The sequence below is a fragment of the Desulfovibrio sp. 3_1_syn3 genome, assembly GCF_000145315.2.
GTDB classification, from domain to species: domain Bacteria; phylum Desulfobacterota; class Desulfovibrionia; order Desulfovibrionales; family Desulfovibrionaceae; genus Desulfovibrio; species Desulfovibrio fairfieldensis.
The window spans coordinates 1,605,044-1,621,028 of sequence record NZ_ADDR02000001.1 but is presented as its reverse complement, the minus strand read 5'-3'; the positions used below and the strand labels follow the sequence as shown (position 1 = coordinate 1,621,028).

At 55.7% G+C, this 15,985-nt stretch carries 9 protein-coding genes and 3 pseudogenes; 8 read left to right on the top strand and 4 right to left on the bottom strand.

Going from position 1 to position 15,985, the window contains the following annotated elements:
- Window positions 1-730 precede the first annotated feature (730 nt).
- The 4 genes and pseudogenes from HMPREF0326_RS06850 to HMPREF0326_RS16705 all read left to right on the top strand — a co-directional run.
- Window positions 731-2,470 carry a methyl-accepting chemotaxis protein gene (locus HMPREF0326_RS06850; protein ID WP_008685320.1) on the top strand — a complete coding sequence of 580 codons (1,740 nt, stop codon included), beginning with the start codon at window positions 731-733 and terminating at the stop codon, window positions 2,468-2,470.
- A 677-nt stretch (window positions 2,471-3,147) separates the two neighbouring features.
- On the top strand, window positions 3,148-4,887 hold the full coding sequence (locus HMPREF0326_RS06845) for a methyl-accepting chemotaxis protein (RefSeq protein ID WP_020990357.1): 1,740 nt from the start codon (window positions 3,148-3,150) through the stop codon (window positions 4,885-4,887).
- 239 nt (window positions 4,888-5,126) lie between these two features.
- On the top strand, window positions 5,127-5,579 hold the full coding sequence (tnpA, locus tag HMPREF0326_RS06840; RefSeq protein ID WP_020990355.1) for an IS200/IS605 family transposase: 453 nt from the start codon (window positions 5,127-5,129) through the stop codon (window positions 5,577-5,579).
- 354 nt (window positions 5,580-5,933) lie between these two features.
- Window positions 5,934-6,187, top strand: a pseudogene (locus tag HMPREF0326_RS16705) (methyl-accepting chemotaxis protein); the annotation flags it as partial.
- Between the two features lie 557 nt (window positions 6,188-6,744).
- On the opposite strand, the gene HMPREF0326_RS16700 reads toward HMPREF0326_RS16705, so the two are convergent.
- Window positions 6,745-7,158 carry a hypothetical protein gene (locus tag HMPREF0326_RS16700; RefSeq protein WP_147568381.1) on the bottom strand — a complete coding sequence of 138 codons (414 nt, stop codon included), beginning with the start codon at window positions 7,156-7,158 and terminating at the stop codon, window positions 6,745-6,747.
- On the opposite strand from HMPREF0326_RS16700, the gene HMPREF0326_RS06835 reads away from it, so the two are divergent.
- The 4 genes and pseudogenes from HMPREF0326_RS06835 (at window position 7,121) to HMPREF0326_RS06825 (ending at window position 13,212) form a co-directional block, all read left to right on the top strand.
- Window positions 7,121-8,860 (top strand): HAMP domain-containing methyl-accepting chemotaxis protein, encoded by a 1,740-nt coding sequence (locus tag HMPREF0326_RS06835; protein WP_008685318.1) that lies wholly within the window; start codon window positions 7,121-7,123, stop codon window positions 8,858-8,860. The genes HMPREF0326_RS16700 and HMPREF0326_RS06835 overlap by 38 nt on opposite strands.
- 743 nt (window positions 8,861-9,603) lie before the next feature.
- Window positions 9,604-10,083 (top strand): annotated as a pseudogene (locus tag HMPREF0326_RS17595) (MCP four helix bundle domain-containing protein); the annotation flags it as partial.
- Between the two features lie 42 nt (window positions 10,084-10,125).
- Window positions 10,126-11,344, top strand: a pseudogene (locus HMPREF0326_RS06830) (methyl-accepting chemotaxis protein); the annotation flags it as partial.
- Window positions 11,345-11,472: 128 nt separating this feature from the next.
- On the top strand, window positions 11,473-13,212 hold the full coding sequence (locus HMPREF0326_RS06825) for a HAMP domain-containing methyl-accepting chemotaxis protein (protein WP_008685315.1): 1,740 nt from the start codon (window positions 11,473-11,475) through the stop codon (window positions 13,210-13,212).
- Between the two features lie 290 nt (window positions 13,213-13,502).
- Here HMPREF0326_RS06825 and tnpA (HMPREF0326_RS06820) read toward each other — a convergent pair whose 3' ends face one another.
- From tnpA (HMPREF0326_RS06820) to ilvN, 3 genes are all read right to left on the bottom strand, one after another.
- Complete coding sequence (gene tnpA, locus HMPREF0326_RS06820; RefSeq protein ID WP_008686514.1) at window positions 13,503-13,958, bottom strand: IS200/IS605 family transposase; 456 nt, start codon at window positions 13,956-13,958, stop codon at window positions 13,503-13,505.
- A gap of 253 nt (window positions 13,959-14,211) precedes the next feature.
- The gene (gene ilvC, locus HMPREF0326_RS06815; RefSeq protein ID WP_008685311.1) at window positions 14,212-15,213 is read right to left on the bottom strand and encodes a ketol-acid reductoisomerase; all 1,002 of its coding nucleotides are present in this window, start codon (window positions 15,211-15,213) and stop codon (window positions 14,212-14,214) included.
- Between the two features lie 172 nt (window positions 15,214-15,385).
- Complete coding sequence (gene ilvN / locus HMPREF0326_RS06810) at window positions 15,386-15,874, bottom strand: acetolactate synthase small subunit (protein ID WP_008685309.1); 489 nt, start codon at window positions 15,872-15,874, stop codon at window positions 15,386-15,388.
- Window positions 15,875-15,985: the final 111 nt, after the last annotated feature.

Here is a 15,985-nt window from a genome sequence, read left to right as displayed (position 1 = left end):
TTATTGAAATGGGTTCCGGAATAATCCACTCCGGCCACACGCAGGCTCCTTTGATAGCGATCACATACAAGGACGCGCCCCAAATCGACAACGGGACGCGTTTTTTTGTTTTGGTACAAAAATAGTCGTCGAATTATATTCGACTTTAAACAATTTGTATTTTTTATCATACCAAGCAATTATTATGACATATCATATTATTATAATTATTTTTTACTAAATTACAATTTTTATCTTAAAAATACTAAAGTCAATCTATTTTATTCCGATAAATTCTGAAAAGATACACCTTCCCGTTAATTTATGCGGGTTGACGTGAAAACATGGCGAAGCCGATGCATGCGGCGGCGTTCCGGGCGAGCAAGCATGTGATCCCATACTGAACCGTGCCGTTCTGTGGACGCCACAAGCTGTTTTTTTTTCGCAAGGGGCTTCATGAGACAGATAAACAGACACCCTCTTTTCGTAAGCCGTCGCTTGGACGGCCTGTTCAGCGCTGTCTTCTTTGGAGAGAGAGAGAGAGAGAGAGAGAGAGAGAGAGAGAGAGAGAGAGAGAGAGAGAGCCCATATAGGATAAATGCGTTTTATTTAATGAGAGCTTTTAACAAAGAGCTGAGCTCTGTCCCCTGATGCGGGACAGAGCTCAGCTCTTTTGTTTTATTATATAATACGCATCAATAAATTATCAGCATAATTTACAGTAATATTATTACATCCAAAGGAGTCTTTCATGAAACTTTCCACGAAAATTTATTCCAGCATGGGATTTCTGACAATTCTCATGGCTTTTCTCACTCTCTATCTGCTAATGCAAATGCAGAGCATCAATGAAGCGACCACCAGCTTGTCCAGCAGAAATATCCCGGCTATCCGGAACGCCGGCCAGTTCAACAACGACGCGGGGGAATATCGTATTGCTGAAATCCGCCATATCTACTCCTCCGACCCGGCGGAAATGGGCCGCCTCGAAAAGCAAATGGCCCAGCAAAAAGACGCCGTCAGATCGTATATCGCCAACCTGGAAAAGATCATCATTTCGCCTGGGACGCGAAAATCTTTTGAGGAGGCCAAGCTGCAGTGGAACGATTATCTCAAGGTTTCCGAAAAAATGCTCTCCCGTTCCCGAGAACATAACACGGAGGATTCCGTGGCTCTGCTGCAAGGCGAATCACGGGAGCTTTATGAGTCCCTGTCCCACTCGCTGGCTTTGCTGGTGGAAGAGGCGGCGGCTTTCGCTGACAAGGTCAGCGCGCGCGGAGTCGAAACCTACGCCACTTCCCGTCTGACCGGCATCAGCATGGTGACGGCCGCCATTCTGATCGCCGTTATACTGACGCTCTTGCTCATGCACGACACCAACCGCCAGTTAGGCAAGGATCCCGGCGAGTTGAACAATATCGCCCGCCGCGTGGTGGACGGCGACTATGATATCGACGACGGCAGCAAAAAGCTGGGTGTATACGGAGTCATTGTGGAAATGGTCGCAGCCCTGAAAGAGCATATTGAAAACGCCCGGCAGGAGTCGGAAAACGCCAGTGAACAATCAGCCAAAGCCCACGCCGCCATGCGGGAGGCCGAGGCCGCGAGCAAGGAGGCCCAGACCAAGACCATGGCCATGATGACGGCGGCGGACAAGCTGGAACAGGTGGGCAGCATCGTTTCCTCGGCCTCCACCCAGCTCTCGGCCCAGATCGAACAGGCCGACCGGGGCGCGGCCGGAGCGGCGCAACGCCTGTCCGAAGCGGCCACGGCCATGAACGAGATGAATGCTACCGTGCAGGAAGTGGCCAGAAACGCCGGCTCGGCTTCCGGCGCCTCGGCCGAAACCAAGGACAAGGCCGTGGCGGGCTCACAGATCGTGGAAAAGGCCGTGCAGAGCATTGAGCAGGTGCATCAGGTTTCCGTTGAACTCAAGGACGACATGGTTCAGCTCAACGATCACGCCCAGGCCATCACCCAGATCATGAACGTCATCTCGGACATCGCGGACCAGACCAACCTCCTGGCCCTGAACGCCGCCATTGAAGCGGCCCGCGCGGGCGAGGCCGGACGCGGTTTTGCCGTGGTGGCCGACGAGGTGCGCAAACTGGCCGAAAAAACCATGGCCTCCACCACGGACGTGGGCAACGCCATCAGGGCCATCCAGGAAAGCACGACCAAGAGCATGGCCGGCGTGGACAACGCCGTGCAGCAGATCAACCAGGCCACGGACTTCGCCAGCCAGTCCGGCCGGGCTTTGGAAGAAATCGTGACTACCGTGGAAGTCACGGCGGATCAGGTCAACGCCATTGCCACGGCCAGCGAGGAGCAATCCGCCGCCAGCGAAGAGATCAACCAATCCATCGTGGAGGTCAACGACATGGCTCGCCAGACCGCCGAAGCCATGGCCGAGGCGGCCAAGGCAGTGTCCGACCTGGCCGCCCAGGCCCAGGGCCTCACCACGCTGATTCAGGAGCTGAAACAGGCCTGAGTGACATTTGCGGCCAAGGGGCAAAGGCATCTCCTCCCCGACCGCACGCGGGCGTGTTTGGACAGTGCGCGCCCGCCTCCCCAGAGTCCCAGCATTCCGGCCGGGACTCTGGGGATTTTTATATTACGTAATAGCATAAATAAAAACTCTTCTTTTGGTAAAAAAATATTTTTCTATTTTATATAATGCTTAATTCCTTTTTAAAATATATTATATCGCAAAAATATACATTCATCTTGCTTTTTACTAGATTTTTTATGATGGTTTTATCATTACACTAAAGAGAATTTTATTTGTTCCGATATAGAAAACAAATACACATTCGCATTTCTCAACAACACATAGACATGGGGATGAGGCACGGAGCGCGCTTCGACCGAAAGGTCGGGCGGCGGCAACCACCGTTTTTCCATACAAGGAGCGTCATGAGGCAAATAACCGAATGTCCCTTTTTCTCTCCGCTGCAACGCCGAGTTGCCCGGCATTGTCCTGTTACAGCGGAGGGAGCCAGGCTGTACGCTGCTCCGCAATCTGAAGTCAGCAACGCTTCTCCCGTTGGGAACAACCGTCGCCGTGGATGTTTTGTCCATGGCTGACGGTTCCTTTTTTATTGACGTGTTCTTTCCCGCCCGGAAAGTGCCGGCGGCCCAACCTGTTTCTCTGGAGGTACATGGATTATGAAGCTCTCGACGAAAATTGCGGCGAGCATGGGGTCTCTGGCCGTGCTCATGGGTGTTCTGGGCGTGTATCTGATCATGCAGATGGCCAGCGTCAATGACGTGTCCAGCCTGATGGCCGCCCGGCTGATTCCGAGCCTGGCGAATGCGGACGCAATGAACAACGCGGCTTCGGAATACCGCATGGCCGAAATTCTGCACATCTACACTACCGATGCGGCCCAAATGCGGGAATACGAAACCAGACAGGGGAAGTGGGAGGGCGTCATCGCCGGAAATATCAAAAAACTTGGCGAGGTGCTTGTCAGTCCTCAGGCCAAACAGGCTTTTCAGGAATATCTGGCCGCCCGCGAGACGTATCGCGCCGTAAGTCGGAAAGCGCTCGGCCTTTCCCGTGAAGAACATACAGAAGAAGCCTTGGCCCTGATGTCCGGCGAATCGCGTACGGCATATGACAAGATGAACGAAAGCCTTGCCAATCTGATAGCGGCGATCAACAACACCATCGCGCAGGTCAATGCCGAGGGCGACGCCGCATATGCCGATTCGCGGCTGCTGGGCATCTGTCTGGTGGTGGCCGCCGTGCTGATAGCCGTTATCCTGACCTTGCTGTTGGTGCGCAATACCTTGCGCCAGTTGGGCAAGGACCCCGGCGAGCTGAACAATATCGCCCGGCGCGTGGTGGACGGCGACTACGATGTGGACGACGGGGGCACAAAACTGGGCGTGTACGGTTCCATTGTGGAAATGGTCAACGCCCTGAAGACACATATCGAGAGCGCCCAGCGCGAGTCGGAAAACGCCAAAGAGCAGTCCCGCAAAGCCCAGGAGGCCATGGCCCAGGCCGAGGCCGCGAGCCAGGAAGCCCGGACCAAGACCGAAGCCATGCTGGTGGCCGCCGACAAGCTGGAACAGGTGGGCGGCGTGGTTTCCTCGGCCTCTACCGAGCTTTCGGCCCAGATCGAACAGTCCGACCGGGGCGCGGCCGAATCCGCCCAGCGTCTGTCCGAAGCGGCCACGGCCATGAACGAAATGAACGCCACTGTCCAGGAAGTGGCCAGAAACGCCGGTTCCGCCTCGGCCGCTTCCGCCGAAACCAAAGAAAAGGCCGTGGCCGGGGCCCAGGTGGTGGAAAAAGCCGTGCAGAGCATCGGGCAGGTCCATCAGATGTCTCTGGAGCTCAAGGAAGATATGGTCCAGCTCAACGAACACGCCCAGGACATTACCCGGATCATGGGCGTGATTTCGGACATTGCGGACCAGACCAACCTTCTGGCGCTCAACGCGGCCATTGAGGCCGCCCGCGCGGGCGAAGCCGGGCGCGGCTTTGCCGTGGTGGCCGACGAGGTGCGCAAACTGGCTGAAAAGACCATGGCCTCCACCAACGATGTGGGCAACGCCATCAAGGCCATCCAGGAAAGCACGGCCAAGAGCATGACCGGCGTGGACAACGCTGTGGAACGCATCGGCGAAGCCACGGAACTCGCCAGCCGCTCCGGCGCGGCCCTCCAGGAAATCGTGGCCACCGTGGAAGCCACGGCGGACCAGGTCAACGCCATTGCCACGGCCAGCGAGGAACAGTCCGCCGCGTCCGAGGAAATCAACCAGTCCATCGTCCAGGTCAACGACATGTCCAGGCAGACCGCCGAGGCCATGGGCGAGGCGGCCAAGGCCGTGTCCGACCTGGCCGCCCAGGCCCAGGACCTGACCAACCTGATCCAGGAACTGAAAGCGGCCTGACCATGACAATGTTGCGGCCGGGAGGGGAATGCCTTGCCCCGGCCGCACGCGGGCGCGTGAGGACAACACGCGCACGTTCACGGCGCGCCCCGGGAGTGCGGGGCGCGCTTTTTTTATGATCGAAAACTCCCCGCTAAGCGGGGAGTTCCAAAAAGGCGAAGCCTATAGCTGTCAAAAAGAAGCTCTCCTTTGCTACAAAAAAGTTGTCCTGACTTCCGTAGTAGCAAAGGAGAGCGACAATGGATGATCAAAGTTTAGAGCACACGCGTTGGAATTGCAAATATCATATCGTGTTTGCACCGAAATTCAGGCGCAAAATTATTTATGGCAAATACAAGAAAGAAATTGGCCTGATATTAAGGAGGTTGTGTGAGTATAAAAAGATTGAAATATTAAAAGCGCATGCATGTATTGATCACGTCCACATGTGCATAAAAATACCTCCCAAGTATAGCGTGGCACAAATCATGGGATACTTGAAGGGAAAAAGCGCGTTAATGATATTCGAGCAGTTTTCGAACTTGAAATATAAGTTTGGGAACCGTCATTTCTGGTGCAAAGGCTATTTTGTCAGCACGGTAGGGGTGAATGAAGCCACTCTTTTGAAGTATATTCGTGAGCAAGAGATACGAGACAAAATAGCCGATCAGCATAGTTTGTTTGAACGTAAAGACCCATTTATGGGTCGCTAGGAATAGCGGCGGAAGTCAGGTCTGGCCTCCTTCAGGGGGCGGATGAGTAACAGGCCCTTATAGGGCCAAATCAAACCGCCCCTTGAAGGGGCGGTGCTGATTTTTTTTCACAGTGCGATCGCCCTGTTTACCATAACAAAATAATTTTATTTATCCATATCGTACGTTCATCTCCCCAAAACGCTTTTATACGGAATACCTTCGACCAAAACTAGCGATGCCATTTCTTATTCCGATATATGCTGACAGGAATATACGCTGCTTTTTTCCGCCGGATCACGACGGCCCAGCGGAAACGAGGCATGGAGAAGCAGGATGCGACACATCAACAGGCATCTTCGCGTAAGTCGCCGCAAGGCCGGGCGGAGCTTCGCCGTGGTGGCCGACGAGGTGCGCAAGCTGGCCGAAAAGCCCACGGCCTCCACCAACGACGTGGGCAACGCCATCAAGAGCATTTAGGAAAGCACGGCCAAGAGGCAGCCGATCAGGTCAACGACATGTCCAAGCAGACCGCCGAGGCCATGGGCGAGGCGGCCAAGTCCGTGTCCGATCTGGCCGCGCAGACCCGGGGCCTTACGAATTTGATACAGGAGTTGAAAGCGGCGTAGCGGAACTTTCAACCATCTCTTCCCTTGAGCGCGAACGGCAATCTCCATGAGCCGGGCATCACTGATGCCCGGCCTTCCTTTGCCTGCTCGTCTGGTGGCCTGCCGCAACCAAACGGCTGGGCTGTGAGCGTGTCAGCCTCTTTTGCGGTTTCTCCGCTCCAAATCAGGGCCGCCGCCTTTACTACACGGAAAAGAGGCAATTCTGAAGCCATCATGCCGATTTCCAGTGAAATACTTCCACGAAATGAAGCTCAATATCATAAAATTTACGCAGGATGGCGCTCATTCTCAAGGCTGTGCGTGAGCATCTCCAGACAAGGCGCGTTGTTTACGGCTTCAGTAAAGCGCCTGACAGGAAGCGCCTCTTATTTTTTACCTTGTTTATCGCTTATCGCAAAAGAATCTAAATAAAATATATTAGTTAAAATTTCTATTTATAGAAATAATATCTCTAATTTTAGATATTATTTTTCATTTTTACTAAAAATAGATACGTTATACTGCCATATTTATTCTCTTTTTTTTCAAAAAAATTGTGCATTACCATTCTCAATACGCTAATGAAGATTATTTTTATTCCGATAATACATATAAATTTCCTGCAATCTTTCCCCGTAATATGGAAAGATGAATATGGAAATTGCACAACGGGGATGAAGGCTGTCTGAATACGTGCGCTTTTGGGCTGGAAGCAAATCACACTCCGGCACCGAGGGCCGCGCCAATTGCCGTCGTTTCCCAGAGGAAGGAATATCATGAAGCAACCAATCCGGCTCGAGCATCTCTTGAAGTGCCGCAATGCCGGATATTCCAACGCGGCGCTTTGTTGCGGCAGAGAGAGAGTAGCCGAGGCTGCCGTCTTTTCTGCTGATTTTCCATAGCAGCGGGACGAGGCAATTCACAGTCATGTTTTCTAATAAAGGATGGGGAAAAATGAAACTGGCGACGAAACTTTCATTGGCAATGGGCATCCTACTCGCCATGCTTTGCGGGATGGGCATCTTCAGCCTGATCCAGATGAGCCGGATCAATGACTCATCCACGGAAATAGCCGATAATTGGCTGCCTTCGACCCGGTATGCGCAAGGTATGAACGTCGATACTTCGAATTATCGCATTCAGGAGATCATGCACATCTTCTCCACCACGCCGGAGCAGATGGCCAGATATGAAGAACGCATGAATGAGGAACTCCAAAAGTTTAAAGACAGAGAGGCAGAATATGTCAAGATGATCAGCAGTCCTGAAGAACGGGCGGCTTATGAAGCCTTTCGCACGGACTGGACAAAATATCAGGAAATCCACCAGCAAATCTACGCCCTGTCCAAGGAAAACCGCACGGATGAAGCCAGAGCCCTGCTCACCGGTCCTTCCCGGGAAATCTTCGAACACGCCAGCGAGCTGCTTATCAAACTGGTCAAAATCAATGTGGCCGGAGGCGACGCAGCCAGCGCGCTTGGCGATCAACTCTACGACAGCTCCCGGATGCTGGTCATCGGCCTGCTCATCGTTGCCCTGCTCATCGGCATCTTCCTCGCCGTCCTGATCATTCGCGGTGTCCTGCGCCAGCTGGGCAAAGACCCCGGCGAACTCAACAATATCGCCCACCGCGTGGTGGGAGGCGACTATGATATTGACGACGACGGCAAAAAGATGGGGGTCTACGGGGCCATTGTGGAAATGGTCGCTGCCCTGAAACAGAATATAGATAACGCCCAACGCGAGTCGGAAAACGCCAGGGAGCAGTCCGCCAAGGCCCAGGAAGCCATGACCCAGGCCGAGGCCGCGAGCAGGGAAGCCCAATCCAAGACCGAAGCCATGCTGGTGGCCGCTGACAAACTGGAAGCCGTGGGCAATGTGGTTTCCTCCGCGTCCACGCAATTGTCCGCCCAGATCGAGCAGTCCGACCGGGGCGCGTCCGAGTCCGCCACCCGCCTCTCTGAAGCGGCTACGGCCATGAATGAAATGAACGCCACGGTCCAGGAAGTGGCCAAGAACGCCGGTTCCGCCTCGGCGGCCTCCGCCGAAACCAAGCAGAAAGCCGAGGCCGGGGCCCAGGTAGTGGAAAAGGCCGTACAGAGCATTGAGCAGGTCCATCAGATGTCCCTGGATCTCAAGGAAGATATGGTCCAGCTCAACGAGCACGCCCAGGACATCACCCGGATCATGGGCGTGATTTCGGACATCGCGGACCAGACCAACCTCCTGGCGCTCAACGCCGCCATTGAAGCGGCCCGCGCGGGCGACGCGGGACGTGGCTTCGCCGTGGTAGCCGACGAGGTGCGCAAGCTGGCCGAGAAAACCATGGCCTCCACCAACGACGTGGGCAATGCCATCAAGGCCATTCAGGAAAGCACGGCCAAGAGCATGACCGGCGTGGACAACGCCGTGGAACGCATCGGCGAGGCCACGGAACTCGCCAGGCAATCAGGCGCGGCCCTGGAAGAGATTGTCGCCACTGTGGAAGCCACGGCGGACCAGGTCAACGCCATTGCCACGGCCAGCGAGGAACAGTCCGCCGCCAGCGAGGAGATCAACCACTCCATCGTCCAGGTCAACGACATGTCCAGGCAGACCGCCGAGGCCATGGCCGAGGCTGCCAGGGCCGTGTCCGACCTGGCCGACCAGGCCCAGGGCCTTACGGATCTTATCCTGGAATTGAAGGAAGCCTGACAACACCGTTGCGGCCGGGACAGCGCATACCTCGGCCGCATAAGGGCGCGTTTGGACAGTTCGCGCCCGCCCCCCCCAGAATCCCGGTCGGAATGTCGGGATTCTGGGGTTTTCTATGTTATGACATAGAGTAAATATATAACATAAAAACTCTTCTTTTGATAAAAGTAAATTTTTTTATTTTATATAATATTTAACATTTTTTAAAATACAGTATGCCATAAAAATATTCATTTATATTGATTTTCACGGAACTTTGCAGAATAATTTTATTCTTACGCTAAAGAGAACTTTTTTTGTTCCGATATGGAAAGTAAATATACATTTGCTTTCCCCACGTCGCACAGGCACGGGGATGAGGCATGGAACGGAGGTTCCGCGTCCTCGGCACGGGGCGCGCTCCGGCCGCAAGGTCGGACGGCGGCAACCGCCGTTTTTCCATGCAAGGAGCGTCATGAGGCAAACAACCGGATGTCCCTTTCTCTCTCCCCGTCGCAACGCCGAGCTGCCCGGTACTGTCCTGCTGCGGTGGAGAGAGGATTCCAGGCCTGCACACATCTGATCCTTTTTTGCCGCCTGTGAAGCCGGTGCCGGAGGTCTTCGGCCGGGCTTCGCATTTTTTCCTATTTTTGGATTTCTTTTTTCTTCAGCCGCTCCTGTCCGGCAGTTCGTGACGCCCCGGCCTGAAAAAGGATTCCACCGAGGGCACACCGGTCGTCCTAACAGTTAACGGAGCGAGGGAGATGAAACTGTCCACAAAAATCTGTCTGAGCATGGGGCTTCTGGCCGTTCTGATGGCCGTCTTGGGAACCTACCTGTTGGTGGAAATGGATTCGGTCAATGAGATCTCCACGGATCTGACGGACCGGAAAATGCCGATCATGTCTCTCGTGGGACTGCCCAGTACCAATCTGACCCGGCAACGCACCATAGAAATGCGCTATGTCTGCAACACCGACCCCGCCCAGAAAGAAAAAGTAAGCGTCAGGCTTGCCAAGTGGCGGGAAAAAGTCGGCAATGAATTCGAACAGCTGGACAAGCTGCTCTACGAGCCTAATGCCCGTGCTCTGTTGGGCAAGTTGACCGACGCCCGGCGCGCCTATCAGGAAGTTGCCTTCCGCCTGCTTGATCTTTCCCGCCAAAATAAAACCGAAGAGGCCATGACCCTGCTCAACGACGAGTCGCGGGAAAAATTCGATGTCCTCACCCGATGTATCGATGAGCTGACCGCCACCATCCAGAACAACGCCAATGAAACCAACCGGCAAGGCGACGAAATGTACAGCCGGTCCAGAATGATCGGCAGCATCCTGACCGTGACGGCAATTCTTATCGCCGTTCTGCTGACATATGTCATTGTGCGCAACATTGTGCGCCAATTGGGCAAGGATCCCGGCGAACTCAACAATATCGCACGCCGCGTAGTGAACGGCGACTACAATATCGACAACGGCGGCAGGAAACAGGGCGTGTACGCGTCCATTGTGGAAATGGTCAATGCCCTGAAGCGGAACATCGACAACGCCCAACGCGAGTCGGAAAAACGCCAGGGAGCAGTCCGCCAAGGCCCAGGAAGCCATGACTCAGGCCGAGTCAGCGAGCAAGGAAGCCCAGGCCAAAACCCAGGCCATGCTGGTGGCCGCCGACAAGCTGGAAGCCGTGGGCAATGTGGTCTCCTCCGCTTCCACCCAGTTGTCCGCCCAGATTGAGCAGTCCGACCGGGGCGCGGCCGAATCCGCCCAGCGCCTTTCCGAAGCGGCCACAGCCATGAACGAAATGAACGCCACTGTCCAGGAAGTCGCCAGAAACGCCGGTTCCGCCTCGGCCGCCTCCGCTGAAACCAGGGAAAAGGCCGAAGCCGGGGCCCAGGTGGTGGAAAAAGCCGTGCGGAGCATTGACCAGGTCCATCAGATGTCCCTGGCGCTCAAGGAAGATATGGTCCAGCTCAACGAGCACGCCCAGGACATCAGCCGGATTATGGCCGTCATCTCGGACATCGCGGACCAGACCAACCTCCTGGCGCTCAACGCCGCCATTGAGGCCGCCCGCGCGGGCGAGGCCGGACGCGGCTTTGCCGTGGTGGCCGACGAAGTGCGCAAGCTGGCCGAAAAAACCATGGCTTCCACCAATGACGTGGGCAATGCCATCAAGGCCATTCAGGAAAGCACGTCCAAGAGCATGACCGGCGTGGACAACGCCGTACAGCGCATCGGCGAAGCCACGGAGCTTGCCGGGCAATCCGGCGCGGCCCTGGAAGAAATCGTCGCCACTGTGGAAGTCACGGGGGACCAGGTCAACGCCATCGCCACGGCCAGCGAGGAGCAATCCGCCGCCAGCGAGGAGATCAACCAGTCCATCGTCCAAGTCAACGACATGTCCCGCCAGACCGCCGAGGCCATGGCCGAAGCCGCCAAAGCGGTGACCGAGCTGGCCGCCCAGGCCCAGGGGCTTACCGACCTGATCCGGGAACTGAAAGCGGCCTGACCGCACGCGTCGCACATTGTAACCACATCCTGCATGCGCTTGCGGCATGCTGTTGTTCGGCGGCATACCGTTTTTTCATCATATCTTGAATTATTCCAATGGAAAGAACATAGAATTGGGGAGAAATCATGACACTGCGGACTAAACTTGCGCTTTCCACCGGCTTTCTGCTGATCATGCTTTGCGGGCTGGGCATCTTCAGCCTGACCCAGATGAACCGCATCAATGGTGTGGCTGTGGAAATTATTGATGAATGGTTTCCGGCCACCCGCTATACCATGCGCCTCGACACCCTGGTATCAGACTTCCGTATCGCGGAAATCCGGCACATTTATGCCACGGAACAGGACGTGATGGCCGGGTATGAAAAAGAAATGAACGAACTGCTCACGGCAATCAAGGATAACGAGGCGAAATACGCCGCCCTGCTTGAGACGGATGATGAGCGGAAACTCTGGGCGAAGTTTGAGGAAGAATGGAAAGAGTACATGGAGACGCATGCGCGGATCCTGAAACTCTCCCGGGACGAGCAGACCGAAAAAGCCATAGGCATACTCAACACCACCTCCAAGGAACTGTACCGTAAAACCTCCAAGAGCCTTGGGGCCATCGTGGATTTCAACGTGGAGGGCAGCAAAAAGAGCAGCGATCTCGGCGTAAAAGTCTTCAGCGATTCCCGGAGCATGGTCATCGGCATGCTCATTGTGGTGCTGCTTATCAGCATCGTGCTGATGGCCTTCATCATCCGCAACACCCTGCGTCAGCTCGGCAAGGACCCCGGCGTGCTGGACGGCCTCGCCCGGCGCGTGGTGGGCGGCGATTATAATATTGATGACGGCAGCGAAAAAATAGGCGTGTACGGCTCCATTGTGGAAATGGTTACCGCCCTGAAACGGAATATCGACAACGCCCAACGCGAGTCGGAAAACGCCAAGGAGCAATCCGCCAAGGCCCAGGAAGCCATGGCCCGGGCCGAGTCCGCAAGCGAGGAAGCCCAATCCAAGACCGAAGCCATGCTGGTGGCCGCCGACAAACTGGAAGCGGTGGGCAATGTGGTTTCCTCCGCGTCCACGCAATTGTCCGCCCAGATCGAGCAGTCCGACCGGGGCGCGGCCGAGTCCGCCACCCGTCTCTCCGAGGCCGCCACGGCCATGAACGAAATGAACGCCACGGTCCAGGAAGTGGCCAGAAACGCCGGTTCCGCCTCGGCCGCTTCCGCCGAAACCAAAGAAAAGGCCGAGGCCGGGTCCCAGGTGGTGAAAAAAGCCGTGCAGAGCATTGAGCAGGTCCACCAGATGTCCCTGGAGCTCAAGGAGGACATGACTCAGCTCAATGAGCACGCCCAGGACATCACCCGGATCATGGGCGTGATTTCAGACATCGCGGACCAGACCAACCTCCTGGCGCTGAATGCCGCCATTGAAGCGGCCCGCGCGGGCGAGGCCGGGCGCGGCTTTGCCGTGGTGGCCGACGAAGTGCGCAAACTGGCCGAGAAAACTATGGCCTCCACCAACGACGTGGGCAATGCCATCAAGGCCATTCAGGAAAGCACGGCCAAGAGCATGACCGGCGTGGACAACGCCGTGGAACGCATCGGCGAGGCCACGGAACTCGCCAGCCGCTCCGGCGCGGCCCTGGAGGAGATTGTCGCCACTGTGGAAACCACCGGGGACCAGGTCAACGCCATTGCCACGGCCAGCGAGGAACAGTCCGCCGCCAGCGAGGAGATCAACCAGTCCATTGTCCAAGTCAACGACATGTCCCGCCAGACCGCCGAGGCCATGGCTGAGGCGGCCAAAGCCGTGTCCGACCTGGCCGCCCAGGCCCAAGGCCTGACCAATCTGATCCAGGAATTGAAAAAAGCCTGACTAACACTGTTGCGGCCGGAAATAGCGCATTCCGGCCGCAGGCGGACGCGCTTGGACAGCACGCGTCCTTCTCCGAGGGAACCGGGGCCTTCACCCGGTTCCCTCACTTTTTGTCATGAAGCGGGAGCGCCCGGCCCTTGCCGGGCGATGGCCGGGCGATGGCCGCATGCAAATCAAAACCACCCGCATAGCGGGTGGTTTGCTCCAGCCCTATAAGGGCTTGTTACCGGCCAGCGTCTAAAGGCGCTGGCTTTCACTTTGTTCAAGCCCAGTGCCCTTGCCGCTTTGGCTTACCCCTGGAAGGGGTTTTGGTATTCTCGGGTACTTACTCGATCTTGCAGAATATCATGCTTCTCTTGCTGCTGAATGTATTTTTTGACCGTTACCTCATTGAGTCCTACCGTACTGACGAAATATCCTTCCGCCCAGAATTTCCTATTGCCAAATTTGTACTTCAGGTTTGCATGCTTATCGAAAATCATCAATGAGCTTTTTCCTTTCAGGTACCCCATGAAACTTGATACACTGATTTTTGGAGGAATACTCACCAGCATGTGCACATGATCCGGCATGAGATGGCCCTCGATAATTTCAACACCTTTATATTTGCATAAGTCCTTAAGAATTTCTCCGATACTTTCTCGAATGTTGGCAAATATTATTTTCCGCCTGTATTTTGGAGAAAAGACAATGTGATACTTGCACAACCATTTTGTGTGGGCTAAACTTTGAACTCGAGTTCCCATATAAAAACACCTTTCCCTTAAAAATTACGATGGGCTTGAACAACTCTATCGTATGGGAAAGGTGTTTTTTGTATAACAAATTATTTCCACCCGCATAGCGGGTGGATTTCTGTTTCGCTCGCAAACGCTCGCTCAACTGGCTAAAGCCCCTTACGAAAAAGGAGCGCCGAAGCGCTCCTCAGAGAAGATCAGCTTTGGAATGCTGTGCATTCCAAAGCTGAAATGTTCCGGAACAGCCGCATGGCCCGGCTGTTTAGTCTTTTTTGTCCTTCTTGAGCCAGGACATCATGCCGCGCAGGTTTTTGCCCACCTGCTCGATCTGATGTTCGGACTCGTTGCGGCGGGTGGTCAGGAACATGGGGTACTTGGCTCGGGCCTCAAGGATGAAGTCGCGGGCGAATTTGCCGCTCTGGATATCCTTGAGCACGCCCTTCATTTCCTTCTTCACGTTCTCATTGATCAGGCGCGGGCCGGAGACATAGTCGCCGTATTCCGCCGTATTGCTGATGGAATAGCGCATGCGCGAAAGGCCGCCCTCGTACATCAGGTCCACGATCAGCTTCATCTCGTGCATGCATTCGAAATAGGCCATTTCCGGCTGGTACCCGGCTTCCACCAGGGTTTCGAAACCCGCCTTGATCAGCGCGGAAACGCCGCCGCAAAGCACGGCCTGTTCGCCGAAGAGGTCGGTTTCCGTCTCTTCGCGGAAGGTGGTTTCAATGACGCCGGAGCGGGTGCCGCCGATGCCCTTGGCATAGGCCAGGGCCACCTTGAGGGCCTCGCCCGTGGCGTCCTGCTCGATAGCCACCAGGCAAGGCACGCCGCCGCCCTCGGTGAAGGTGCGGCGCACCAGATGGCCGGGGCCCTTGGGCGCGATGAGGAAGACGTCCACATCCTTGGGCGGCTGGATCTGGCTGAAGTGGATGTTGAAGCCGTGGGCGAACAGCAGGGCCTTGCCCTTGGTCAGGTGAGGCTTGATGTCGTTTTCATAGACCGCCGCCTGCACTTCGTCGGGCAGCAGAATCATGATCAGATCGGCCTGCGCGGCCGCTTCGGCGGCGGACACGGGCGTGAAGCCGTGTTCTTTGGCCAGCTCGTAGTTGGCGCCGCCGGGGCGCTGGCCCACGACCACCTTGACCCCGGAATCCCGCAGGTTCTGGGCATGGGCATGGCCCTGGCTGCCGTAGCCGATGATGGCGACGGTCTTATTTTTCAAAACATTGAGATCGGCATCCTGATCATAATACACTTTCATCTGAACATCCTCTGTAATCGCTCACGGTTAAACAAAATACATCCCTGACCGCACACGCGGCGGGGAAATGGGGACAAAGGCAACGGGCCTGCGGACGAAACCGCCTCGGCCCATTCCGCCGGGGAACGGAACCGCTTACCGGGGCTACCCATGCTCCTTTGCGGGCGGCGCGTCAATCCACCTTCTTGGAGCGGCGCATGGCCACCGAGCCGGTGCGCGCCAGTTCCTTGATGCCGAAACGTTGCAGCAGGCTGATGATGGCCTCCAGCTTGCCGTGGTCGCCCGTGGCCTCAATGGTCATCTCATTGGTGCTGACATCCACCACCTTGCAGCGGAAGATCTCCACGGTGCGCAGGATTTCGCCGCGCATGGGGCCTTCGGCCTGAACCTTGACGAACATCATTTCCCGCTCCACGGCGGCGATGTCCGCAAAATCCATCACCTTGATGACGGACACGATTTTGTGCAGCTGTTTCATGATCTGCTCCAAAATCATACTGTCGCCATAGGTCGTGATGGTCATGTGCGAGACGCCTTCCTCAAGGGCAGGAGCCACGTTGAGCGAATCAATGTTGAAGCCGCGCCCGCTGAACAGGCCCACCACGCGGGAAAGCACGCCGGGTTCGTTTTCCACCAGCACGGAAAGCACGTGTCGTTGCATAGCCAACTCTCCATAGAGCAATTAACGCTTCAAACAGCCGCTGTACGGCGGACAACGCCCGCCCGCGCCTGTTTGGGCGGCAAGGATTTGTCCGCAAATCCTTGCGGGCAT